The organism is Alteribacter aurantiacus DSM 18675 (genome assembly GCF_000429705.1).
Classification (GTDB): Bacteria; Bacillota; Bacilli; order Bacillales; family Salisediminibacteriaceae; genus Alteribacter; species Alteribacter aurantiacus.
In genome coordinates this window covers 1,416,826-1,438,853 of record NZ_KE386941.1, presented here as the reverse complement: position 1 = coordinate 1,438,853, position 22,028 = coordinate 1,416,826, and the positions used below count along the sequence as shown (strand labels likewise).

Sequence of the window (22,028 nt, the reverse complement as noted above, 5' to 3'; positions counted from 1 at the left end):
AGGAGCGTACTATGAAAACCTATTATTACCCTGGATGTGAACTCTATCATGATAAAGGTGTCATGATGGATCCTGCTATTACGATAGACGAAAAAGCAATTATAAATCTTGAAGATGGCAAAAAGGCAAATTCTATAAATGCTACAACGGTTTATTACCCTCCTGGTACGAAGATCGTCCCAGGGTTTATCGATCTACATATACACGGCACTCATAAAGCAGATGTCATGGATGCTAAAGATTGGACATTGCCTACGATGGCTCGGCATTTACCGGAAGAAGGAACAACATCATTTCTTGCAACGACAATCACACAAGATGATCATGCGAAAATAGCAGCTCTTGAAGGTGTGGCAAAGTATATGAAAAAGCCTATTGATGGGGCTGAAGTATTAGGGGTTCACTTAGAGGGACCGTTTATCTCCAAACAAAGGGCCGGAGCGCAACCGATCGATCATATAAAAAAGCCGAGTATTCCTTTGTTCCAAACCTTTCAGAAGGCTGCATCAGGAAATATCAAGTTAGCGACTATTGCTCCTGAAGAAGGAATGGAGCTTGTATCTTATTTGGCGAACCATAATGTGATCCCTTCCATTGGGCACTCTGATGCTTATTACTCGGACGTAAAAGAAGCGATCTCATTCGGACTAACGCATGCCACACATCTGTTCAACGGAATGAGAGGGGTGCATCATAGGGACTTAGGGGTAGCGGGAGGTGTACTTCTCCACGAAGAAGTCATTGCCGAATTAATCGTAGATGGGATTCACATGAGCCCTGAGATGGTAAAACTCACGTTTAAAAACAAAGGGCCCGATCAAGTCATCTTAATTACCGATGCTATGCGTGCTAAAGGACTTCCAGATGGTGTATTCGATCTAGGAGGCCAGGAAGTAACAGTAAAAGGGGGGCGGGCCGAGCTTTCAGATGGAACACTTGCAGGTAGTGTAATCAAAATGAATGAAGCCATTAAAAATATGATTGCTTTCAGTGGTTGTACTTTTAAGGAAGCGATTAACATGGCAACAATCAATCCGGCAAAACAACTTGGTGTGGACAATAGAAAAGGAAGTATTGCACTAGGAAAAGATGCAGACTACACAGTATTAAGCCCTCAGTGTCAGGTTTTAGAAACCTTTTGCCAAGGGACGAAGGTGTACTCTTTATCTGAAGGAGGTCCATCATGAAAGTAATCAGAGTTCGGGATTACAGTGAGCTTAGCCAACGAGCGGCTACTTATTTTATTAACAAACTTACTCAAAGTCATTTCGGTGTATGGGGACTTGCAACAGGAGGGACTCCAAAGGGGATGTACAAAGAGCTCATTATTCAAGCCGAAGAAAAAGGGGTCTCATTCCAAAACCTTCATACAGTCAATTTGGACGAATACGTTGGCCTTCAACCGAATGACCCTACTAGTTACCATTCTTATATGCAGGAGCATTTGTTTCAAGCCATAGATATACCAAGTGAAAACATTCACATTCCAAATGGGATGGCATCAGATTTAGAAAAGGAATGCGATCGTTATGAAGAGATGATCAAAGGGCTAGAAAAGATTGATATTCAGCTTCTAGGGGTGGGTGAAAACGGTCACATTGGTTTTAACGAACCGGGAACGTCATTTGATTCGAGAACGCACGTGATTCAACTGGAGTCCTCAACAAGGGAAGCGAATGCTCGTTACTTCGACCGTCTAGGAGACGTTCCGACTCACGCAATTACAATGGGGATCCAAACAATCATGGAAGCGAGTGAAGTTGTCCTGCTTGCTTCGGGTAAAAATAAAGCTAAAAGCTTACACGCCCTCCTTTGTGAAAAAGAAGTAACAGAAGACATCCCTGCAACAATCTTAAAGAAACATCCTCATGTGACCGTGATTGCTGATGAAGAAGCTTTATCTCTCGTTTTATTGACGTGTGAAAGGGAGAATGAGCAAGTTCTAAAGTTTTGACCTGGGGTATTTTATGTTATAATAAGCATGTTTTGATTGTACGTTAAAATTGGAGGGCGACATACATGCTATTGACTATTAAAGGAACTCCCGGTGAGTATCCTTTGACCCCAATTGCCGAGCTTTTTGGGGCACAGGATCCTACAAACTTTCTTTTTGCTTATTGGGCCTTGTTCGTTATCGTTAATATTCTATCTGTACTCGTATTTAATTTAGGATTTGCGAGGAAGTTACCTATACTGAAAAATGTTGTTATTTATCTTGTTATGCTGTTTGGGAACATGTTTATTACATTTCTGGCCTTCTCCATGCCAATTATTGAAGCGCTATTTATAGCAGCTATTGTATTAGGGGTATACCGTTTTCAAATGAGAAAGCGAAAACAAGAAGAGCATGTTGAAACTGTCGATAACCAATAAAAAAACGAAGACGTAAGGCTTATATGAGCCATTCGTCTTCGTCTTTTTTTTCTTCATAGGTTTTAAAGTTGCCCGTTGCTTTTCGTTCATTTGTACGTTTTTCAATTCGCCCGTAACATTCATCACACATATACGTATGGATGGGGCGGTTTCTCAACTTTTTTGCTAGTGGAGAATAATCGTTAATATCTTCAACCACGTTACACATCACACATTGGACTCTCATGCTACACCTCTATCATTTGGCTTTTTAAATTGGCGCTTCCTACCGCTTTTTTTATAAAAGGATGATCCCGATGAATGCATTCCCTTTATCTCAACGTTAGGGGCTTACGACGAGAAGCTCTGTCATTGTCGTCGCGGAGCCTTAGCTATATCATAGAACTTAGGAATGATTGTTCAAAACTTACATATTTTTTTGTCTGTCTCAAGTATAACAGAATCATTCTAATTCAACGATATGGTTATAAGAAAATTAAGATTGATTTGGTGTATTCCTTGCATCTACATATTGTAATAATGCAGAGATCCAATCCCCTATAAGTGGGAGGTCAACAAATTGTCTAAGCACTAGCCCTAAAAGAGAAATTACCACAACTGTACCGATCGTAAGTCCTAAGCCACGCCCAACTCCAACTAATATATTGATTAAAAAGACTCTGCTCGGATTTGTATAATTTAGTAGGATATCCCTTATTTTTGCTCTTTCAAGTGCATAGTTTAGCCGATCCATGTGATGATCGAAATGCTCGAGTTTTTCAAGACGACGAGTGTAGTGTTCCAGCTGTTTGACTAGGCGTTCAAGCTCCTCTTTATTCTGAATGCGTTCGTTCATTTCTTTCCCTCCATATCGTTTTTACAAGGGTTTAACGAAACTGCAGTTTTATCTTCATGTAAATCTAGGTATAGTAATATTATAATGGACAAAGGAGGCGATCTATTCATGGCAAATCAAGTAGAAACGGTTTTAACAGAAGAAATACTCCCCCTTTTGCAACAAGAACGCTATGTTACTTTGGCTACAGTCGATCATCAAACAGAAGGACCGAACGTAAATGCAATTTCTTGGGTATATGCCCCGGATAACGGAAGTATTCGCTTTGCTGTTGACAATCGTTCTCGAATCGTTGAGAACATTCGAAAGCAGCCTAAAGTAACCGTTACATTGGTTGGTAATGGATCGACATATGCTATTGCTGGAACTGCGCAGATCCAAGTCGAAAAGATGGCCGGGATTCCGCTTAAATTGTCGTTGGTTGAGATGAAAGTAGAAGAGGTTCGTGACGTTATGTTTTACGGCTCACGAATGTCGCAAGAACCTAAATATGAAAAAACGTACGATAAAGAAGCGGCGGAAAAACTTGACCGTCAAGTTTTAGATGCCATCCGTACGTATGAATGAAAGTGAAGTTGCCTCTGATAAAACTAAAGAGGCAACTTTTTTAGATGGGGTTTTCATTCGTAGTTTCTATTATGAAATAGAGATGTTGTTTTCGTTGTGATTGTTGCTTTTTTATTCTTTTCTTCATCACTAAAATGGTGGTTGTAGCTGTAGTACAGGGTCAATTTTGCTTCAACTTTTCATGTGCAAAAGCAACACTTTGCAGAAACAGTGAATAGAAAATAAGGCTTATGGAATTTAGGAAATAAAAAAGAGTATCCCTCATGCAAAGGGACACTCATGATTTTATTTACTCGTCTTTTTTCAGCTCTTTTTTACGACCTTTACTTTGCTTATTTTGAATGTTTTCAAGCTCTTGTTGCTCTTGTCCACCAAGGCGGTCATCATTTACATCACTTGGGTCACCGCCTGTTTCTTTTCGGTGCTCCGGCCCTGGTGTAACCGGCATCAGGCGACCTACTATAGCGGCAAGCTCTTCCATTATCCCTGAAATTGGTTTTCCATCTGCGATATCTTTTTGCATTTCATTTAGACGGGCTGTAATATCAGGGTCGGCAGTTACTAGAGCCTCTGCTCCATAAGGATCGTCAGCTAGAGCTTCTGTTGCTGCATATTTCACTTGACCAGCATCACTTTGATCCATTTCAGGGTCTAAGTCAAGTCCTACGATCGCGTAAGGGCCAAGCACGACGGCTGTGGCATGGCGAACCTCAGGAAGCTTTGTACAAAGGTTGGCAAGGTGATTGGCGATCTCGTTGCCAGTGTGTCCACCCCATTGATTATACTGATTTTCAGTAGGTTCATTATAACTTTGTCCTTCAAGAGGATCTTCATTATCATTTCCGTTATCAGCCGGTTGGCACCCAGGAAGAAGAAAAGTAAGAACCAACAAGGTAATTATCCATTTTTTCACATCTATCCCTCATTTCAAAAGGTGTTTGACCTATTGTTTGTTTTAGCGTCTATCTTTATTCTCTTTCACATACATTAGGAGTAAAGGAAGTCTTAAATAAAAGACATTGCTATCTTTCATAATGGCTGTTGTTCTATATTCCAACTGAAACCAGGAGGCGAGAAGTTGAAAAACATATACGTCCTCGATACAAATGTCCTGCTTCAAGATCCACTTGCCATTTATTCCTTTCATGAACACGATATCGTCATTCCCGCAGTCGTGCTGGAAGAGGTCGATTCAAAAAAGAGATATATGGATGAAATAGGAAGGAATGCTCGTCAAGTGGCTAGACTTTTGGATGAATTCAGAGAGAGAGGGAAGCTTCATTTAGGTGTGAGCTTACCAAGTGGAGGTACCCTGACAGTAGAGCTTAATCACCGGTCTTTTGAAAAAATGAAGCAAACGTTTTTGGAAGTGACGAATGATAATCGGATACTAGCCGTCGCCTTAAACATAAAAATAGAAGAAGAAGAGAAACCCAAAGATGGTCGTAGTGTCGTCCTTGTAAGTAAAGATGCTCTTATGAGGGTAAAAGCGGATGCTCTTGGACTTCGCACGGAAGATTTTTTAAGTGACCGTGTCGTCCAGTTCGATCGTATGTATAAAGGGTATGAGGAAAAATACTTGGCTCCCAAAAAGATGGATGAGCTGTTTGAAAAGAAGAAGTTGTCGAAAAAAGACTTCACGCGAACCATCACTCAGCCCCACCAATTTTACATTTTTAGGGATGAATCAGCTCCTTCCCGTTCGGCCCTAGGAAAAATGGACAAAGATAATGATTTTGTCGAATTGTTTATCCCTAACGAAGATCCGATCTGGGGAATAAGAGCAAGGAACGTGCAACAACGAATGGCCCTAGACCTTTTAACACGAGATGATATTCCACTGGTTACACTTGCAGGGAAAGCCGGAACGGGAAAGACGTTGTTGTCTCTTGCGGCTGGACTATATCAAACAGAAGATTTGCAGAAATTTAAAAAGTTGTTAGTAGCAAGGCCAGTTGTTCCAGTGGGTAAAGATATTGGTTATTTACCTGGTGAAAAAGAAGAGAAGTTACGACCGTGGATGCAACCCATTTATGATAACTTGGAATATTTATTTAACGCTAAAAAGCCCGGGGAATTGGACAAAATTTTAGCCGGCATGGGATCACTCCAAGTTGAAGCATTAACGTACATTAGAGGGAGAAGTATACCTGATCAGTTTATTATTATTGATGAAGCCCAAAACCTGACCAAACATGAGGTAAAGACGATTCTTACTAGAGTAGGTGAAGGAAGTAAGATCGTTTTGATGGGGGACCCAAAACAAATTGATCATCCTTATCTTGACGAATACACGAACGGATTGACTTATGTGGCTGAAAGGTTAAAATCGCAGGGACAAACCGCGCACGTAAAGCTTGAAAAAGGAGAACGATCAGGGCTTGCTCAAATGGCAGCTGATTTATTATAAATCTGTTTAAAGTCGTTAAGTTTCTATGGTGCATGTCACACTGTCAAAGCATAGCGATTAACATGTATAGAAGCTAAAGAGGTTGATTTAGAAGGTAAATTCCTACCTTTTGAATCACCTTTTTTTTTGAGAAAACTCGCGTATTCAAATCAATACACTTAAGGAGAAATACATATTAATATTAGAATTTTCAAATAACCATTGCTTTTACTATTACACAAATATATAATGACGTTAAATAAACGTTATATAAAGGAGGGCGACATTTCATGTTGGAAATGGCACAAAGCCTCACCGAAGAGGAAAAGTATCATCGTTTTATGGAGCGTATTGAAGCCGGGGAACGAATTGAAGCGGATGATTGGATGCCCGATGATTATAGAGAAGCTCTGATTCGCTTAATTAGTATGCATGCTGTAAGCGAAATTATGGGAGCGCTTCCAGAAAAGGAGTGGGTTCCTAAAGCGCCAACACTTCACCGCAAGCTGGCAATTATGGCAAAAGTACAAGACGAAATGGGTCATGGGCAGCTTCTCTTGAGAGTAGCTGAGGACTTGATGAAGCCTCTTGGTCGAAATCGAGAAGATATATTAAAAGATTTATTTTCTGGAAAGCTGAAGTTTCACAACGTATTTCATATGAAGGCACCTACTTGGGGAGATGCGGGTATTATTGCGTGGCTTGTAGACGGAGCGGCCATCATTACGCAAAGCATGTCTCTGAATAGTTCATATGGACCGTATGCAAGGGCATTGCAACGCATTTGTGCAGAAGAAGTGTTCCATGCTCAACACGGAGAAAGTATTATTCTCGCTCTTACTGAAGGTACCGAAGAACAAAAGAAAATGATTCAAACATCATTAACTGAATGGTGGCCGGCATTACTCATGTTCTTTGGACCACGGTCCAAGGAGAATGTAGGTAAATCACATGTGAATAAAAACATCAAATATAAAATCCGAACAAAGACAAACGAAGATCTTCGTCAAGAGTTCTTTAATAAATACGTCCCAAGAATTCAGTCTATTGGATTAAAAATTCCAGATGAAACCATTCACTTCAACGAAGAAAAAGGGGAATGGATTTACGAACAGCCAGATTGGGATGAATTCAAGAAAATCGTGACGGGTCACGGACCAATGTCCAAGGAACGCCTTGAGCTGAGAACCACATCTTATGAAAACACAGCGTGGGTTCGCGACGCATTAGCTAACCGGAACGTGAAGGAGGCGTACTAAGATGAATAACGATTTCTATGAAGAGTATGAAGTGTTCAGCAAGCGAAATCAAATGGCGCCCTTCCAACACCAATTCAGTCTTTTAGCACCGAATAAGGAAATGGCTATGGTAATGGCAAAGGAAAACTTCCTTCGTCGGGAGCCGTGTGTAAACATTTGGGTTGTAAAGAAAAGCGATATTTCAAGTCTTGGAGAAGAAGAGCGAGTCATCTTAAATCGCCTGGACAATAAAAGCTACAGAGAAACGAAGGGATATGGCTACTTAAAGAAGAAGTGGCGGGAATACGAACAAGAGCAATTCACTGAGAAGAACTTGCTCAAATAGGAGGTGGTCAAAATGGTTTTTAATTCGAAGGAAGAATTAATGGAAAATCAAAAGGCATATGAAGCAACGAAATCTCTTCTTTATCAATTGGCAGACGATGATTTTTTGATTGCGTATCGAGGATCGGAATGGCTTGGGCTTGCGCCTCACATTGAAGAGGATGTAGCATTTTCATCAATTAACCAAGATACTATGGGGCATGCAGTGATGTATTTTCAGCTTTTAGAAGAGCTTGGGGAAGGAAAAGCCGACGACCTCAGCCACTTACGTAACCCACGTGAGTTTCGTAACGCTGTCATATTGGAGATGAAAAATGGTTCAGGCACTTATCTCGAAAAGCCTGACTACGATTGGGCTTTCGCAGTCGTTCGAAACTTGTTTTATGACTACGCCAAAACGATTCGTCTACAAAGCTTGAAAGAATCGTCATATAAGCCACTTGCGTATATGGCTCAAAGGATTCTAAGCGAAGAGTACTATCACTTGATGCATTGGGAGCTTTGGTTCAAACAACTAATGGACTCCACGCCTGAAGCGAGACAGCGAATGGAAGCGGCTATTGAACGGGTATGGGATGACTTTGACGGTGTTTTAACGTTAGGGCCTAAAAAAGAAGACATGGAATCGTGTCAGCTTATTGGTGGGGAAAAAGAACTTAAAGACCAATGGCTTAAAAGGGTTCAATCCATCTTTGAAGATGTGAATTATACAATCGATCGAACACCCGGAATGAAAAACGGAAATGGGCGAAAGGGCGAACATACTGAAGATCTCGATCAAGCCCTATCCATATTATCGGAAGTGTACCGCATGGACCCGGTCACAAACTGGTAAATCAGACGAACAGAGAGGGGAGAAGGAAGTTGGTCATTGAAAAAAAGCAGTTGATTGAAGAGGTAAAACGTGTTCTTCAAGAAGTCAAAGATCCTGAAATCCCCTCAATCAGCATTGTAGAACTCGGTATGATTGAATCGGTTCATATAGAAGGTGCATTGGCTAGTATTCAGGCTAAGCCAACATTTGTAGGCTGCCCTGCTTTAGACATTATCAAAAAGAATATTGTAAGCGCTGTCAAAAAGGTTCATGGAATTGAAGAAGTTGAAGTGAAGTATGTCTATCATCCACCTTGGACGACAGATTCAATTTCTCAAGAAGGAAAAGAGAAGCTAAAGGTTTACGGAATCGCTCCTCCACCGTCGAAGCATACACCGGGAGAGCCATGGGAAATTGATTGTCCATATTGTGGATCTACGTATACGACAATGGAAAATATTTTTGGCCCAACAGCATGTAGAAGCATTTTGTATTGCCGGAGCTGCAAAAATCCTTTTGAAGCGATGAAACCGGTTGCAAATATATAAACCAAATAAAACGTGAAAGGGTGTTTGGCATGGTCAAATTAATCGCACTTTACAAAAATCCGGAAAACAAAGAGGAGTTCGATGAGCATTACTTCAACACACATGCACCGATTACGGAAAAAATCCCTGGACTTCGCAAGATGGAAGTAACAAAAATTGTCGGATCTCCCATGGGGGGAGAGAGTGATTATCACTTGTTATGTGAAATGTATTACGACGATCATGAGTCCCTTCGTCAAGCAATGAAAACGGATGAAGCAAGAGCGAGCGGAAAAGACCTCATGGGCTTTGCCGGAAACCTGGTCACGATGATGATCGGGGAAGAAGTCAATGAGTCATAAAGAAACAATCAAACATTGGACAGATGGAGCAGTAGGCGTCATTCAGCTTTATCGTCCGGATGTTTACAATGCGCTGAATCGAAAAATGGTTGATGAGATAGTCGAGCAATTATTTGTGTTCGATCGAGATGAATCGGTTCGGGTCATTGTACTTACAGGATCAGAACGAGCTTTCGCAGCTGGAGCTGATATTGAGGAAATGGCAAATGATGATGCAGTCAGTCTTGAGCTTCTCAATCAATTTGCTCAATGGGACAGAATGGCGTATGTCAAAAAACCTGTTATTGGTGCTGTAAGTGGCTTTGTATTTGGTGGTGGCTTCGAGCTTGCATTGAACTGCGATTTGCTGTTTGCCTCTGAAACGGTAGACTTCCGCTTTCCGGAAGTTAACCTAGCTGTCATGCCTGGCGCTGGGGGAACCCAGCGGCTAACGAAGGCCATGGGTAAAACGAAAGCACTTGAATACTTGTGGACAGGAGATACGATACCTGCAAAAGAAGCATATTCGTGCGGATTAGTGAACCGTTTGATTGCTCCGGAGCTTGTAATGGAAGAGACGATGAAGTTTGCTAAAAGGCTCGCAGAACAACCGCCACTAGCGGTAAGGCTCATTAAGGAAGCTTCCAATAAAGCGGTCGATCAGCCTTTGCAAGAAGGAATGGAGCTCGAACGTAAAAACTTTTATCTCCTGTTTTCGTCACTTGACCAAAAAGAAGGTATGCAGGCTTTTCTTGAAAAAAGAAAGCCTAACTTTACAGGGAAATAGAGAGGAGAGTCTCATGGGATTTGAAACCATTCTCTATCGGGTTGAAAACAAGGTTGCCTGGTTGACGCTGAATCGTCCGGATAAGCTCAATGCCTTTACTGAACAAATGAACAAAGAGATTATTAAAGCTTTACGAACCGCAGGGAAAGACCCTGATGTGAGAGCCGTTGTCTTTATAGGCTCAGGAAGAGCCTTTTCTTCAGGAGAAGATCTTGCAGGAGTGACTGAAGAGACAGATCATGCTGAATTTTTACGGAAGCGCTATAATCCGATGATTAAAGAAATGGCGGCATTGGAAAAGCCGATCATTTCAGCAGTAAATGGCGTTGCTGCTGGGGCTGGGATGAGTCTGGCATTGGCATCAGACTTTCGCTTAGCTTCAGAAAAAGCCACATTTGTAGAAGCCTTTATTCATATCGGGTTGGTGCCAGACTCAGGAACACTTTACTATTTACCAAGATTAGTTGGCCATGCCAAGGCAATGGAGCTTGCTGTATTTGGTGATAAGGTGCCAGCTTCTAAAGGAAAAGAGCTTGGCCTTGTAAATGAAGTTTATTCTCACGAAGAGTTTGAGACAAAGGTAAAAGAATACGCTGAGCGACTAGCAAATATGCCTACAAAGGCGATAGGGTTAATCAAACGATACTTATACAAAAGTTGGGATTACGATTTGGCAGAGATGCTTGAATTTGAAGCCTTCGCTCAGCGTACTGCTGGAAAGACCCAAGATCACCATGAAGGAATGAAAGCTTTTTTTGCTAAACGTCAGCCGAGTTACTCAGGCAAATAACGTATTGGAGGGAATGTACAATGAAAAGTGTTGAAGAGAAAAAGCTCGATAATAGTGTCATGAAGCGTGATCTATATAAGATGGTAATCAACGGGGAGTCCGTCGATAGTGTGAATAAAGAGACCTTCGTCACATACAATCCAGCTACAGGAAAGCCATTAGCTGAAATTACAAAAGCAGGTGTAGAAGATGTAGATCGTGCTGTAGAAGCTGCTCGCAATGCATTCGACCATGGTAAATGGAAGAAGTATCCTGTAGGCAAGCGTGCTAGAGTGCTTAATAAAATTGCATCCATTATGCGTTCACGTTTCAATGAACTTGTAGAACTTGAAGTGCTAAACAGCGGGAAAAGTGTTGGTGCTGCCCAAGGGCAAGTGATGCAGTCTATTGAAGACTTTGAATTTTATGCAGGTGCCATTGTAGGTCATACAGGCTCTGTTAACAATGTGCCTGGTGGTTTTTTTAACTATACTCAAAAAGAGCCTGTAGGCGTTGCCGCTCAAATTATCCCGTGGAATTATCCAATGATGATGGCAGCGTGGAAGATTGCTCCTGCTATTGCTGTTGGGTGTTCTGTTGTATTGAAGCCAGCCAGCCTCACTCCAGTTACAGCGATTGTACTTACAGAAATTTGTCATGAAGCCGGTGTTCCTGAAGGGGTTGTCAACGTCGTTACCGGACCTGGGTCGACGGTAGGATCTTACCTAACAGAACATAAAGGTGTAGACAAAGTTGCCTTTACTGGTGAAACAGGAACGGGTAAAGACATTATGGCAAAAGCTTCTGAAACGTTAAAGCGTGTCACACTTGAACTTGGTGGGAAATCGCCAAATCTCGTATTCGATGATGCGGATCTTGACGCAGCGGTAGATGGATCTTTGTTTGGTATCTTCTACAATACCGGCCAGTCTTGTGAAGCTCGCTCTCGCTTGTTCATCCATGAAGATGTATACGATACGTTTATGGAGAAGTTCGTTGCGAAAACGAAACAGCTACAGCTTGGAGATCCGATGAACAAAGGGACCCATCTCGGTTCGATCATTAATCAAAAACAAGTGGATGTGATTGACAGCTACGTAAAGAAAGCCGTTGCTGATGGGGCTACCGTTCTGACCGGAGGAGAGCAAGTTCATCCTGAAGGATTTGAAGAGGGCTATTGGTACGCACCAACGATTATTACTGATGTTACAAATGATATGGCCATTGCTCAAGAGGAGATTTTTGGACCGGTCGTTGTGGTGATGACATTTAAGGATGAAAAAGAAGCACTCAAGCTAGCGAATGATACGGAGTTTGGTCTAGGGTCTGCTGTATGGACTAAAGACAACGGTCGTGCCAACCGCGTAGCAAGCGGGATTCAAGCAGGTATTGTAATGGTTAATTGTCCGTTTTCCGCGTTTCCAGGGACTCCGTTCGGTGGCTACAAACAGAGTGGCTTCGGTCGAGAGCTATGTGTGGAAACATTAGACCTTTATACGGAAACGAAAAGTGTTTTATCGTATGTAGGTAACCGTCCATTAAACCCGTTTGGCCTGTAAAACTTTCGTTTGACCTTTCACCTACTTTTTGCGAGGGCGTATCTCACGCTCCTCGCTTTTTTTCACCTATTTATATGTGGTGAAAGAGAGCTGAAATTTACATTGACGAAAGATTTCGCTATAATATGCGAATAATCAGCTATTTCCGACAAGCGGGTAGATTGAAGAGAGAAGGTTTACGCTATGGAAGAAAATTTGAACACAAGATCAATGATTTTTACCCTATACGGGGATTACATTCGGCATTATGGTAACGAGATTTGGATTGGAAGTTTGATCTCCCTTTTAAAGGAGTTTGGACACAACGAACAGTCCATCCGCGCTGCCATTTCACGTATGAACAAACAAGGGTGGGTACAATCAAGAAAAGAAGGAAACAAGAGCTACTATTTCCTTACTGAACGTGGGGTTAACCGTATTGAGGAAGCGGCAGATCGAATCTTCAAGTTAAAAAATGCTCACTGGGATGGAAAGTGGCGTATGCTTATGTATACAATTCCGGAAACGAAACGAACGATTCGGGATGAACTACGAAAAGAACTTGTATGGAGTGGCTTCGGCACACTGTCAAACAGTTGTTGGATTTCTCCTAACCCATTAGATAAACAGGTGGATGATTTGATTAAAAAATACGCGATCAACGACTACGTTCATTTTTTCGTTTCTGAGTACAAAGGGCCAAGAGAAAGCAGGCAGGTTATTGAAGAATGTTGGAACTTAAATGAAATAAACGATCGCTATCAGTCATTTATTAAAACGTATAGTGAGAAATACATCATTGATAAAAATAAGATTGAAAAAGGTGAAATCTCCGATGGGGAGTGCTTCGTAGAGCGGACGAAGCTGGTTCATGAATATAGGAAATTTTTATTTGTGGACCCCGGTCTTCCGGAAGATCTATTACCTAAAAGGTGGCTTGGGGACTATGCTGCTTCATTGTTTGCAGACTATTACAAAGCATTAGCAGAGCCTGCTAGTCGATTTTTTGAAACTGTATTTGAAGAAGGAAATGAACTTAAGAAAAGAAACAAAGAATATGATGCTTTTTCACACCCCCTAATGGTCAATGATTAAACAAAATACGACAATCTTTTACGAAGGAATTCTCAAATGTAGTCTCGAATACATTGAGGATTCCTTTATTATGTTCAAATGCTTTTATGGTATATCCTCAAAAACAGAGAGAAGGTGAAGGAACATTGCTGGATATCATCTTTTTTGCAATAACAGTGATTTGGCTGTTGGAATTTGTTTTCTTTCGCGATCGTAAACCTGCAGGAGAGACGAATAGAGAGAAACGATCGTTTTATTGGATCATAGGAGCTCTCGTATTTACGATAGCCCTCTCTGTTTTCAGTAGAGAAGTAAACCTCTTTTTACTTCCTGAGTCATTAGGACTCTATGTTTTAGGCTTGATTGTTTACGGTGCTGGTGTGGCATTGAGGTATTGGGGGATTATGAAACTTGGAATGATGTTTTCTAGGGATGTAGCGGTAGAATCGAGCGTTGATCTTGTTAGCTCAGGACCGTACCGCATCCTTCGCCATCCACTTTATACCGCAATTTTGCTGTGTGCCATTGGCATTGCGATCTACTTGGGGAGTGTTTTAGGTCTCCTGTCTGTGATCGCAACCGTTGTGCCCGCGCTTCTTTACCGCATGGTGATTGAAGAACGTATGCTTGTTCAGGAACTCGGAAACGGGTATAAATCTTGGTGCGAAACAAGGTACCGGTTTATCCCTTATCTTTATTAAAGTAAATCTATCTTCTGAGAAATGTTGCTCATGCTTTAACATCCTATAGTAATGTTCACAGCAACAATCTTTATGAAATCAGTTAATGAAAAGATCGAGGAGGAGAACGAATGGGAAAACAACGTGCTGTAGTTATTGGTGGAGGTTTGGGAGGGTTGTCTTGTGCAATTCGGCTGGCAGCTGATGGTCATAACGTGACGGTTCTTGAAAAGAATGAGAGAGCCGGTGGTAAGCTGAACCAACGCTCAGGCAAGGGATTTACCTTTGACACAGGTCCCTCCATTTTAACAATGCCTTGGGTACTTGAAAGGCTCTTTAAAAGTGCTGGGAAAGACTTATCTGATTATATGACGATTACAAGAGTGGAGCCGGGGTGGCGGTCATTCTTTGAAGATGGTACGACCGTAGATATGGTAGCTGATATCCCACAAATGCTTCATGAATTGCGTTCGGTGAATCCGGATGATGCTAAAAAGTACTTCGACTATATGCAGTATGCTCAAGAATTGTATGAGCTTTGTAAAAAAAGCTTTTATAAAGAGAGTATTTCCGGACTCCAAGAGCTTAGGCAACTCCATTCGTTAAAGGAGCTTCTCGGCTTTGATCCCATGCGAACCGTAGCAGAGGGAACGAGTAAGTATTTTAAAGATAAGCGACTTCAACAAATGTTTAATTTTCTTGTTATGTATGTGGGATCTTCCCCTTACCATTCGCCTGCGGTCCTGTCACAGCTTGCTTATGTGCAACTTGGTATCGGGGTTCATTACGTGGAGGGAGGCATGTATAACATTGCCCGGGGAATGCTTAAACTCCTTGAAGAACAAGGGGTTGAGGTTCGAACAGAAGCAGAAGTAACGGGAATTCAAACGGAAGATGGAAAAGCGACAGGTGTTGAATTAGCCGACGGAGAAGTGATACAAGGTGATATTATCGTTTCCAATTTGGAAGCGATCCCGACTTATCGTAACCTCACATTATCACCTGAAGCTGTAAATAAATCGTACGAGCTTGAGAAGACATTTATTCCGTCCGTTTCAGGTTTGGTCCTTTTGTTAGGAGTAAACAAAAAATTCCCGAAACTCGCTCATCATAACTTCTTTTTTGCTGATGATATGGAAAGTGAGTTTAAACAAATTTATGACGAAGGTGTTCCAGCCGATGATCCGACGGTTTATGTAGGTGTGTCTGCTAAGTCTGATTCGAGCCAAGCACCGGAAGGAAAAGAAAATCTGTTCGTCCTAACACACGTGCCTCCATTGAAAGATGGAGAATCATGGGAAAAGTTCCGTGAAGCTTACCGGGAAAAAGTCATTGCTAAGCTTGAGCGGCAAGGCATGACGGGCTTGAGGGAAGCAATTGAATTTGAATATCAGTTTATTCCGGATGACTTAAGAGAGCTTTATGGACCGAATGGTGGCTCCATTTATGGAATAGCTGCTGACAAAAAGAAAAACGGCGGATTTAAGATCCCAAGTCGCAGTGACCTTTATGACAATCTTTATTTTGTAGGAGGATCCACTCACCCAGGCGGTGGGGTTCCAATGGTTACGTTAAGCGGTCAACTTACTGCCGATTTGATTAAAAAGAATCTTTCAAAAGTCAAAGCTTAATTAACTTCCAATCATAAGGTTTTGCCATAAAAACGTGTTTAGAATCATAGATCGAGCATATGTCAAATGAAGTTCTTGGAATCTAACTTCCTTTCTGCGGAAAGTGAAGGAGATTTCAGGAGCTTTTTTTATTGCAAAGTATGATGTTAGATTATTGAAAGTTACAATATTTCTGGCCTGAACTTCAGGCCATACTTTTCTCTAAATCTCTATGATTAGAATCTTGAAATTTGAAATGGTGAAGTGCGATCTTTTTGGAGGACTTCATTTTTTAGTATCTTCAGAAAAGTTAATTAAATATGTATACAAATGTAAACATTATATGGTAATATTAAATAAAGGAGGGTTTTATTACCATATGACAGCGTATCGTAAGCGAATGTTTCGAGGGGCTAAGATTGAAGACTGCATTTTGGATTTCTCCAAAATGGCTGAAACAGCAGAAAAAGATAAGATACGAGTAAATGAAGATGAAGCGATGTACTGTGCAGGGATGAATGCTGCCTTTACGTTTGTTGTCAATCGTTTAGCTAGAGAATTTGACTATAGTCGAGGAGATGAGCAAATGGTAATAGAGCTTGAGCGTTTAAAAGTCATGTTTGAAAAGAAAGTTGAGGAATCGATAAAACAGAGTAAAGAGAATATTGGTATACAAGTAGACGATGCTTTGATTGACCAAATTCCTGAAGAAGCAAAAAAAGAATTACGGAAAATCCCAGCTGAATTTCAACAAGGGATGTTTGAAGGAATCGCATTAAGTTATGAAGAGGTTGCTAAGAGCATTGATTCTCTATTAAAAACGGTTAAGAAAAAGGATACGGAAAGTATAGAGGCATTGATTGATAGGTTTAAGGAATCTGCCGAGGTTAATAGAAAAAAAGCAAATGGTCATGACCAATCGTACAGAGAAGGCCTATTTCAAGGTATTGTTGCGGGCTATGAAATTGCAGCTTATGAAATCAGCGAAACATATAACTTTTCTGCTTAGACTTTAGAAGGGGGATATTTTACAAACAATGCTAAGTCAGTATTAGAACAAAAGGATGGAATTATCATTATGACTCATCATAAGTCTCAACCTTAAAAGAATAGATGTATGGAGGGGTTTTGAGATGGACTTTTTAAATTGGTACGATTTTATTACACCAACTAACCCAATGGCCGCACTCTTTTTTGGATTTATTGGCACCTTTTTGGCAACCACCTGTATATGGTTTAGTATGAAAGAGCGAAAAACCTCACTCATGGCTTTTGCTACAGGCGTTTGTGTGACAATTGCTGGTGTCTTTGTACTTTATTTTGCAGGCTTTTATAGTTGAGATGTTGCGGCTGGGACATAAAGAACGTGAGTAGAGTAGAATCCGAACAGTTGGCTAATAGAGTGGAAAAAATATAAGTAGATTCCTACGGAAGGCTCAGGAAGGCACTGAAAAAGGTAAAGGTCAAACTTTTTCAGTGCCTTCGAGGATCAGCCACTTCTTGCGTATTGAACTTCAATAGAATTTATTAAGTCCTATACCCTTGTTCGTTTCAATCATAAATACATCTGTCCTAACCTCAATAGGAGTCAAGCAAACTTCTTTTTATAATGATTAGAAAATCCAAATATCAGAGGAACCATTACAATTGTAGGAGCGAACCATAAAAGCAGGTGAACACTGTCGATATTCAACAACTGTGGTGCACCAAAAACGATAAACGCTGTAAGGGTTGCGATACTACAACTTAGCATACCGATTAGGTGTTCAATCCACCATTGACGTTTCATTTTAGGTGTTGAAAGCCAGTAATAAACCTGAGAACCTCCCAAAAAGATGCCAAGCAAAGGAAAAAAATGTAAGTAATGGGAAATCGATAACGTACCCGTAAATGCTTATTGATAAACCAGACATTATAAGTAAAAAAGGGAGAAATAAATCAAAGCCATTAAGGTGTCGGTCCGCCTTTCTCTTAAAGCGAAGTACCCTAATGCCATACCACGCAGTCGATGCGCTTAGGATCCCAATAAATAATAAGAACCATGAGAAGGCGATTGTGCTGTGGTCTATATTAGAATCAAAGAAGATTCTAAATATCCCCATGTAGATAGCCGTAACGCTAACAACACCCATTGAAGTGGTAAATACCCAGCCAACACGGTTGTGAAGAGTGCTTCCTTTTTTCACGACGATCGGAACCCAAAAACTGAGTAAGGCTAAAAAACCTGCAATAACATGAAAACTTAGAATTACATTGAAAATGAACACGATTAATCCTTCCCTTCCACATGCTCGAAACGGGCGGCGCCTGATGGGGCGAGTGGATTTTTCATTTCTTCTATTCCAAGTGCTTTTGATAGACCGAAGGGGTCGATATTGACATAAACAGATTCATAGCTACCTTTTGGTATGACATAAGTTTCGTGGTAAATGCCTACCGCAGTATTGTTACGACACTTTTTATTAAATGTTTGCCATGCTTTAGCATGCGTTTTCCCTCTAGCATAGGCTAGGAGCTCTTCAGTTGAACGCCAGTATTGAACCATTAAAGTCGTTCTAAGTCCAAAGTAAGATTCCATAGACAGGCAACCTAGCTCCTTGTTGACACTTAATTCACGAATCATTGGAGGCATCGCTTTAAAAACAGGGCCATAGCGATGTACCGCTAACCAATTATTAACTTTCATGCCAATTATAAAAACGACAACCTCTTCATCCAACTTTGCAGTGTACCTCATGTTTAACCCCCTTAGTGAAATTGTTTGATGGTATCTTCACACCATTCCAGTTCAGCTCTAGCCGTACGTTTGCCGTAATCCAAGGTAATTATCCAAAACCGAGCGTCGGTGGAGCATCCGTGGGTTGTTTTTATCATGTTTTCTATGGATTCATAGGTTGCAATTCGTTCGTTTAAGATAACTTGGTGTTGATGTAAGTGTGCCAATATAATGGAAGGTGCTTGGTGCCTACTGAAGAAAAGCTTTAGCAACAGCTCATTTTTGGATGGGCTCATGTCTGTAACAGGTATTTCGAGCCACTCTTTAAGCGCTCTTTCCCCTTTTGGAGTAATCTTGTATTCTTTCTTATCAGGTTTACCTTCTTGAGTAAGGGTGGATACAGACGCTAAGCCTTCTTCTGCTAACAACTTTAATATAGGGTAAATTTGACCATAGCTGATTTTCCAAAAATGATTTAAACTGCCGTCAATCATTTTTTTTATTGTATAGCCTGTGTGACAACCTGTAGTTAATAAACCTAGAATGGCGTATTTAGTATGGTTTGATTTCAATAACGGGACCTCCTTTACTATCTAGTTGATATATATCAATTAGATACATCATACATGATGTGTAAAAAAATGTTAACTCTTTTTTGGAAAAATAATCCTATAGCAAAGGAAATGAGGAACGCTAGATTTATGAATTGGTTTATCGACAAAATTCTACAAAAATAGTGGTGTAGGATATACATAGACTAAGACATATAACCTAAATTTCTCTTATTCTACTAATTCACTTCATTTTCTTGCCATTATTTTGTAAAATACGGATATGTTTGTTTTTGGGGCGTGTCTTTTAACGTCGTAACAGTTAAGGTAAGTAGCCGTATTTATAAATGGAGGGTAATTGAATGAGAAAATTAGTTAGTGTGTCCTGTGTAGCGGTTTTACTTTTAGCCGCTTGTGGTGAGAGCGAAGAAGAGGCAACAACTTCAAAAGAAGAAGACGTAAGTGTTGAAGAAGCGGACAACAGCACGGGAGGTAGTTCATCGGGACTGGATTCAGTGACTGAAACAGCAGAAGATTCTAATGAAGAAAATAATGAAGAAGAGGCAGAGCCTGCTTCTGAAGAGACCGGTGATGAACCTGCAGATACCATAGAAGATGGATCTGAAGAGGATAACGGATTTGAACGTTACGAGTACGAAGGGGCGTATCCTGGCTTAGGAATTGAAGTACGATCAGATGAAGAAGCATTGGAGAGCGATTTAGAAGCATTTGGAGAAGCTTCTTCAAGTGAAAGTGGACAAGATTTCTTATTCTATTTAAGATCAGTGGATAATGCTATAAATGTTCGACATACCGTTGAGTATCATTACAATCGTTATGTAAGAAATGTCCCATCAATGATTCGTAATATGCAGCGAGTGAAATTAGAAACAGACGAGCTCGATTTTGCGAGACAAGAATACTTAAAAGCAATGGAGATCCACATGGACGCAGTCGAATCATTGGAACCTAATCTTCAGGCAATCGATAATGAAGAGGAAGATTCCCATGTCCTTGAAGACTTCTACACAAAAATCGATGAAGGCCTGCATCACTATGCCCTTTTCCTCGTCCAGATTGTTAAAATTGCCGAGGATACAGATTTAATTGATGTACAAGACATGCATGATTACGAAGATATGATTGCTGAAACCTTAAAAGAAGACGAGCTGTAAGATAAAGCATATATATAATAAGGGAGACCCAATGGACTAACTAAGTCGATTGGGTCTCCCTTTTTCCGTGTATTTTCCGTGTATAATGATATGTCTTAATCGTCTTCAATCTTCATATCGTCGCCTTTTGAAGACGAAGAGTTAGTAAACTACCGAAGCTCTTCTTTAAATTGTTTGCCTTTTTCATGATACGTGTCAATTGTAAGTCTAATTAACTTAAAGTCTTCTTCTGTTAGCTCTCGAACGACCTTTCCTGGAGAGCCCAGTACCAAGGAGCGTGGAGGAATCTTTTTTCCTGATGGAATAAACGTATTTGCTCCCACAAGTGACCATTCCCCGATTTCCGTACCATCAAGAATTGTTGCTCCCATTCCGATAAGAGCGCCTTTTCTTACTGTACACCCGTGGAGAATCACGTTATGGCCAATAGACACGTCATCTTCCAATACTAAAGGATATTCATCATATAAGTGAAGAGTGGAGTTGTCTTGAATGTTGCACCGTTCCCCAATGCGTATCGGGGCTTCGTCTCCGCGGAGTACCGCATTAAACCAAACACTAGACCCTTCCCCAATTGAGACATCACCAATCACACGAGAACCTGGTGCCAAAAAAACGCTTTCATGAATATTAGGGGTTTTATTGTTGAACGGATAAATCATAGTATCGATCGCCTCCTGTTTTTATGATATGGTTAACTAAAGTATAACATTTTTTTAACGAGGGGGATAAAAAAGTGAATAGACTTGTGGGGATGTTACACATTAATTATCCAATCATTCAAGGTGGAATGGGAAACATCAGCCATGCACTTCTTACAGCCGCCGTTTCAGAAGCTGGAGGACTTGGAACGTTTGGTGCGGGCACCTTTTCTCCGGAACATATAGAAGATGAGATAAAAAAGATTAAAGCACTTACAAACCGACCATTTGCGGTCAACATTCCAATCCGTGTTCAACCGAATGTGGATGCCGTCATTGAAACAGTGTTAAGGCATAATGTTCCCGTCGTGTCCTTGTCGGCGGGAAATCCAAAACCTTTTATCCAGAAGCTTAAAGAAAAAGGGATTACAATCATGGTTGTGGTGGCTTCAGTTAATCAAGCATGTAAGGCAGAGCTTGCAGGAGCAGATATCATAGTAGCAGAAGGGTACGAAGCGGCAGGGATTAATTCAATACACGAAACAACTACCCTTACCCTTATTCCACAAATTGTAGACGCTGTCTCTATTCCGGTAGTAGCCGCGGGTGGGATTGGTGATGGTAGGGGGATTGCAGCTGCAATTTGCTTGGGAGCACAAGGAGTTCAAATGGGTACCCGCTTTATTGCAACAAAAGAAGCTGTTGTTCATGATTCTTACAAGAAAAAAATCCTTGATTCTACAGATATTGATACTGTTGTAGTAGGGCGAGGTGTAGGAAAAGTTCGCAGGTTGTTAAAAACAGCATACGCAGAGAAACTGATTTCTCTTGAAAAGAGTGGATTAAGCCTCGAGGAGTTCGAAAAGAAGACGGATGAATCTCATCACATTCTGGGAGCCATAGAAGGGAAATTGGATTTAGGTCATATCAATGGTGGGCAAATTGCTGGAGTGATCTCTGACATACCATCTGTAGAAGAATTACTTACAAGCATGGTTTCAGAGTATCAAAATGTGATTGGTCGACTTCAATATAAAAAGGAAAGTTACAAATAAGTA

At 40.8% G+C, this 22,028-nt stretch carries 26 protein-coding genes; 20 read left to right on the top strand and 6 right to left on the bottom strand.

Annotated features, from left to right (window positions below):
- Window positions 1-11 precede the first annotated feature (11 nt).
- From nagA to G476_RS21715, 3 genes are all read left to right on the top strand, one after another.
- The gene (nagA, locus tag G476_RS0110480; protein ID WP_026690074.1) at window positions 12-1,187 is read left to right on the top strand and encodes an N-acetylglucosamine-6-phosphate deacetylase; all 1,176 of its coding nucleotides are present in this window, start codon (window positions 12-14) and stop codon (window positions 1,185-1,187) included.
- Window positions 1,184-1,954 (top strand): glucosamine-6-phosphate deaminase, encoded by a 771-nt coding sequence (nagB, locus tag G476_RS21720; RefSeq protein ID WP_051314743.1) that lies wholly within the window; start codon window positions 1,184-1,186, stop codon window positions 1,952-1,954. Before nagA ends, nagB begins: the two co-directional genes overlap by 4 nt.
- A 65-nt stretch (window positions 1,955-2,019) precedes the next feature.
- The gene (locus tag G476_RS21715; RefSeq protein ID WP_084405700.1) at window positions 2,020-2,373 is read left to right on the top strand and encodes a YlaH-like family protein; all 354 of its coding nucleotides are present in this window, start codon (window positions 2,020-2,022) and stop codon (window positions 2,371-2,373) included.
- Between the two features lie 19 nt (window positions 2,374-2,392).
- Here the strand turns inward: G476_RS21715 and G476_RS0110465 are convergent, their stop codons facing one another.
- Both G476_RS0110465 and G476_RS0110460 read right to left on the bottom strand, forming a co-directional pair.
- Window positions 2,393-2,599 carry a YlaI family protein gene (locus G476_RS0110465; RefSeq protein ID WP_026690072.1) on the bottom strand — a complete coding sequence of 69 codons (207 nt, stop codon included), beginning with the start codon at window positions 2,597-2,599 and terminating at the stop codon, window positions 2,393-2,395.
- Window positions 2,600-2,848: 249 nt separating this feature from the next.
- Window positions 2,849-3,208, bottom strand: a complete 360-nt coding sequence (locus G476_RS0110460) for a DUF5665 domain-containing protein (protein WP_051314742.1) — start codon at window positions 3,206-3,208, stop codon at window positions 2,849-2,851.
- Between the two features lie 108 nt (window positions 3,209-3,316).
- On the opposite strand from G476_RS0110460, the gene G476_RS0110455 reads away from it, so the two are divergent.
- Window positions 3,317-3,775: a pyridoxamine 5'-phosphate oxidase family protein gene (locus G476_RS0110455; RefSeq protein WP_026690070.1), complete on the top strand. Its 459-nt coding sequence runs from the start codon at window positions 3,317-3,319 to the stop codon at window positions 3,773-3,775.
- A gap of 289 nt (window positions 3,776-4,064) precedes the next feature.
- Here G476_RS0110455 and G476_RS0110450 read toward each other — a convergent pair whose 3' ends face one another.
- Entirely contained in the window at window positions 4,065-4,688 is a 624-nt protein-coding gene (locus tag G476_RS0110450) for a YhcN/YlaJ family sporulation lipoprotein (protein WP_026690069.1), read from the bottom strand.
- Between the two features lie 165 nt (window positions 4,689-4,853).
- Between G476_RS0110450 and G476_RS0110445 the strand changes: the two genes are divergently transcribed.
- From G476_RS0110445 to G476_RS0110380, 14 genes are all read left to right on the top strand, one after another.
- A complete protein-coding gene (locus G476_RS0110445) occupies window positions 4,854-6,185 on the top strand; it encodes a PhoH family protein (RefSeq protein ID WP_026690068.1) in 1,332 nt (443 codons plus the stop codon).
- Between the two features lie 269 nt (window positions 6,186-6,454).
- A complete protein-coding gene (gene paaA / locus G476_RS0110440; RefSeq protein ID WP_035186383.1) occupies window positions 6,455-7,423 on the top strand; it encodes a 1,2-phenylacetyl-CoA epoxidase subunit PaaA in 969 nt (322 codons plus the stop codon).
- 1 nt (window position 7,424) lies between these two features.
- The gene (paaB, locus tag G476_RS0110435; RefSeq protein WP_026690066.1) at window positions 7,425-7,748 is read left to right on the top strand and encodes a 1,2-phenylacetyl-CoA epoxidase subunit PaaB; all 324 of its coding nucleotides are present in this window, start codon (window positions 7,425-7,427) and stop codon (window positions 7,746-7,748) included.
- 12 nt (window positions 7,749-7,760) lie between these two features.
- The gene (gene paaC, locus G476_RS0110430; RefSeq protein WP_026690065.1) at window positions 7,761-8,582 is read left to right on the top strand and encodes a 1,2-phenylacetyl-CoA epoxidase subunit PaaC; all 822 of its coding nucleotides are present in this window, start codon (window positions 7,761-7,763) and stop codon (window positions 8,580-8,582) included.
- A 29-nt stretch (window positions 8,583-8,611) separates the two neighbouring features.
- On the top strand, window positions 8,612-9,109 hold the full coding sequence (paaD, locus tag G476_RS0110425) for a 1,2-phenylacetyl-CoA epoxidase subunit PaaD (RefSeq protein WP_084405698.1): 498 nt from the start codon (window positions 8,612-8,614) through the stop codon (window positions 9,107-9,109).
- 29 nt (window positions 9,110-9,138) lie between these two features.
- Window positions 9,139-9,450, top strand: a complete 312-nt coding sequence (locus G476_RS0110420) for an EthD family reductase (protein ID WP_026690063.1) — start codon at window positions 9,139-9,141, stop codon at window positions 9,448-9,450.
- Complete coding sequence (locus tag G476_RS0110415) at window positions 9,440-10,216, top strand: enoyl-CoA hydratase-related protein (protein ID WP_026690062.1); 777 nt, start codon at window positions 9,440-9,442, stop codon at window positions 10,214-10,216. Before G476_RS0110420 ends, G476_RS0110415 begins: the two co-directional genes overlap by 11 nt.
- 13 nt (window positions 10,217-10,229) lie before the next feature.
- Window positions 10,230-11,006, top strand: a complete 777-nt coding sequence (locus G476_RS0110410; protein WP_026690061.1) for an enoyl-CoA hydratase-related protein — start codon at window positions 10,230-10,232, stop codon at window positions 11,004-11,006.
- Between the two features lie 20 nt (window positions 11,007-11,026).
- Window positions 11,027-12,544, top strand: coding sequence for an aldehyde dehydrogenase family protein (locus G476_RS0110405; RefSeq protein WP_026690060.1), 1,518 nt, complete (start codon window positions 11,027-11,029; stop codon window positions 12,542-12,544).
- 183 nt (window positions 12,545-12,727) lie between these two features.
- Window positions 12,728-13,618, top strand: coding sequence for a phenylacetic acid degradation operon negative regulatory protein PaaX (paaX, locus tag G476_RS0110400; RefSeq protein ID WP_205620293.1), 891 nt, complete (start codon window positions 12,728-12,730; stop codon window positions 13,616-13,618).
- 125 nt (window positions 13,619-13,743) lie between these two features.
- The gene (locus G476_RS0110395; protein WP_026690058.1) at window positions 13,744-14,298 is read left to right on the top strand and encodes a methyltransferase family protein; all 555 of its coding nucleotides are present in this window, start codon (window positions 13,744-13,746) and stop codon (window positions 14,296-14,298) included.
- A gap of 110 nt (window positions 14,299-14,408) precedes the next feature.
- Window positions 14,409-15,908 carry a phytoene desaturase family protein gene (locus G476_RS0110390; protein WP_026690057.1) on the top strand — a complete coding sequence of 500 codons (1,500 nt, stop codon included), beginning with the start codon at window positions 14,409-14,411 and terminating at the stop codon, window positions 15,906-15,908.
- Between the two features lie 358 nt (window positions 15,909-16,266).
- On the top strand, window positions 16,267-16,896 hold the full coding sequence (locus G476_RS21710; protein WP_035186380.1) for a hypothetical protein: 630 nt from the start codon (window positions 16,267-16,269) through the stop codon (window positions 16,894-16,896).
- 124 nt (window positions 16,897-17,020) lie between these two features.
- Window positions 17,021-17,227, top strand: a complete 207-nt coding sequence (locus tag G476_RS0110380; RefSeq protein WP_026690056.1) for a hypothetical protein — start codon at window positions 17,021-17,023, stop codon at window positions 17,225-17,227.
- A 929-nt stretch (window positions 17,228-18,156) separates the two neighbouring features.
- Here the strand turns inward: G476_RS0110380 and G476_RS21700 are convergent.
- Window positions 18,157-18,624: a DUF4188 domain-containing protein gene (locus G476_RS21700; protein WP_035186376.1), complete on the bottom strand. Its 468-nt coding sequence runs from the start codon at window positions 18,622-18,624 to the stop codon at window positions 18,157-18,159.
- Window positions 18,625-18,635: 11 nt separating this feature from the next.
- Window positions 18,636-19,175 (bottom strand): PadR family transcriptional regulator, encoded by a 540-nt coding sequence (locus G476_RS0110365; RefSeq protein ID WP_026690055.1) that lies wholly within the window; start codon window positions 19,173-19,175, stop codon window positions 18,636-18,638.
- A gap of 341 nt (window positions 19,176-19,516) precedes the next feature.
- On the opposite strand from G476_RS0110365, the gene G476_RS0110360 reads away from it, so the two are divergent.
- Entirely contained in the window at window positions 19,517-20,329 is an 813-nt protein-coding gene (locus G476_RS0110360; RefSeq protein WP_026690054.1) for a hypothetical protein, read from the top strand.
- Between the two features lie 149 nt (window positions 20,330-20,478).
- On the opposite strand, the gene G476_RS0110355 is transcribed toward G476_RS0110360, so the two are convergent.
- Window positions 20,479-20,991, bottom strand: a complete 513-nt coding sequence (locus G476_RS0110355; protein ID WP_026690053.1) for a gamma carbonic anhydrase family protein — start codon at window positions 20,989-20,991, stop codon at window positions 20,479-20,481.
- Between the two features lie 74 nt (window positions 20,992-21,065).
- Between G476_RS0110355 and G476_RS0110350 the strand changes: the two genes are divergently transcribed.
- Window positions 21,066-22,025 (top strand): NAD(P)H-dependent flavin oxidoreductase, encoded by a 960-nt coding sequence (locus G476_RS0110350; protein ID WP_026690052.1) that lies wholly within the window; start codon window positions 21,066-21,068, stop codon window positions 22,023-22,025.
- Window positions 22,026-22,028: the final 3 nt, after the last annotated feature.

Bases quoted from the DNA above. Each gene is read 5' to 3' on its own strand.
- nagA (WP_026690074.1), top strand. From the start codon at position 12: ATGAAAACCTATTATTACCCTGGATGTGAACTCTATCATGATAAAGGT.
- nagB (WP_051314743.1), top strand. From the start codon at position 1,184: ATGAAAGTAATCAGAGTTCGGGATTACAGTGAGCTTAGCCAACGAGCG.
- G476_RS21715 (WP_084405700.1), top strand. From the start codon at position 2,020: ATGCTATTGACTATTAAAGGAACTCCCGGTGAGTATCCTTTGACCCCA.
- G476_RS0110465 (WP_026690072.1), bottom strand. From the start codon at position 2,599: ATGAGAGTCCAATGTGTGATGTGTAACGTGGTTGAAGATATTAACGAT.
- G476_RS0110460 (WP_051314742.1), bottom strand. From the start codon at position 3,208: ATGAACGAACGCATTCAGAATAAAGAGGAGCTTGAACGCCTAGTCAAA.
- G476_RS0110455 (WP_026690070.1), top strand. From the start codon at position 3,317: ATGGCAAATCAAGTAGAAACGGTTTTAACAGAAGAAATACTCCCCCTT.
- paaA (WP_035186383.1), top strand. From the start codon at position 6,455: ATGTTGGAAATGGCACAAAGCCTCACCGAAGAGGAAAAGTATCATCGT.
- paaB (WP_026690066.1), top strand. From the start codon at position 7,425: ATGAATAACGATTTCTATGAAGAGTATGAAGTGTTCAGCAAGCGAAAT.
- paaC (WP_026690065.1), top strand. From the start codon at position 7,761: ATGGTTTTTAATTCGAAGGAAGAATTAATGGAAAATCAAAAGGCATAT.
- G476_RS0110420 (WP_026690063.1), top strand. From the start codon at position 9,139: ATGGTCAAATTAATCGCACTTTACAAAAATCCGGAAAACAAAGAGGAG.
- G476_RS0110415 (WP_026690062.1), top strand. From the start codon at position 9,440: ATGAGTCATAAAGAAACAATCAAACATTGGACAGATGGAGCAGTAGGC.
- G476_RS0110410 (WP_026690061.1), top strand. From the start codon at position 10,230: ATGGGATTTGAAACCATTCTCTATCGGGTTGAAAACAAGGTTGCCTGG.
- G476_RS0110405 (WP_026690060.1), top strand. From the start codon at position 11,027: ATGAAAAGTGTTGAAGAGAAAAAGCTCGATAATAGTGTCATGAAGCGT.
- paaX (WP_205620293.1), top strand. From the start codon at position 12,728: ATGGAAGAAAATTTGAACACAAGATCAATGATTTTTACCCTATACGGG.
- G476_RS0110390 (WP_026690057.1), top strand. From the start codon at position 14,409: ATGGGAAAACAACGTGCTGTAGTTATTGGTGGAGGTTTGGGAGGGTTG.
- G476_RS21710 (WP_035186380.1), top strand. From the start codon at position 16,267: ATGACAGCGTATCGTAAGCGAATGTTTCGAGGGGCTAAGATTGAAGAC.
- G476_RS0110380 (WP_026690056.1), top strand. From the start codon at position 17,021: ATGGACTTTTTAAATTGGTACGATTTTATTACACCAACTAACCCAATG.
- G476_RS21700 (WP_035186376.1), bottom strand. From the start codon at position 18,624: ATGAGGTACACTGCAAAGTTGGATGAAGAGGTTGTCGTTTTTATAATT.
- G476_RS0110360 (WP_026690054.1), top strand. From the start codon at position 19,517: ATGAGAAAATTAGTTAGTGTGTCCTGTGTAGCGGTTTTACTTTTAGCC.
- G476_RS0110355 (WP_026690053.1), bottom strand. From the start codon at position 20,991: ATGATTTATCCGTTCAACAATAAAACCCCTAATATTCATGAAAGCGTT.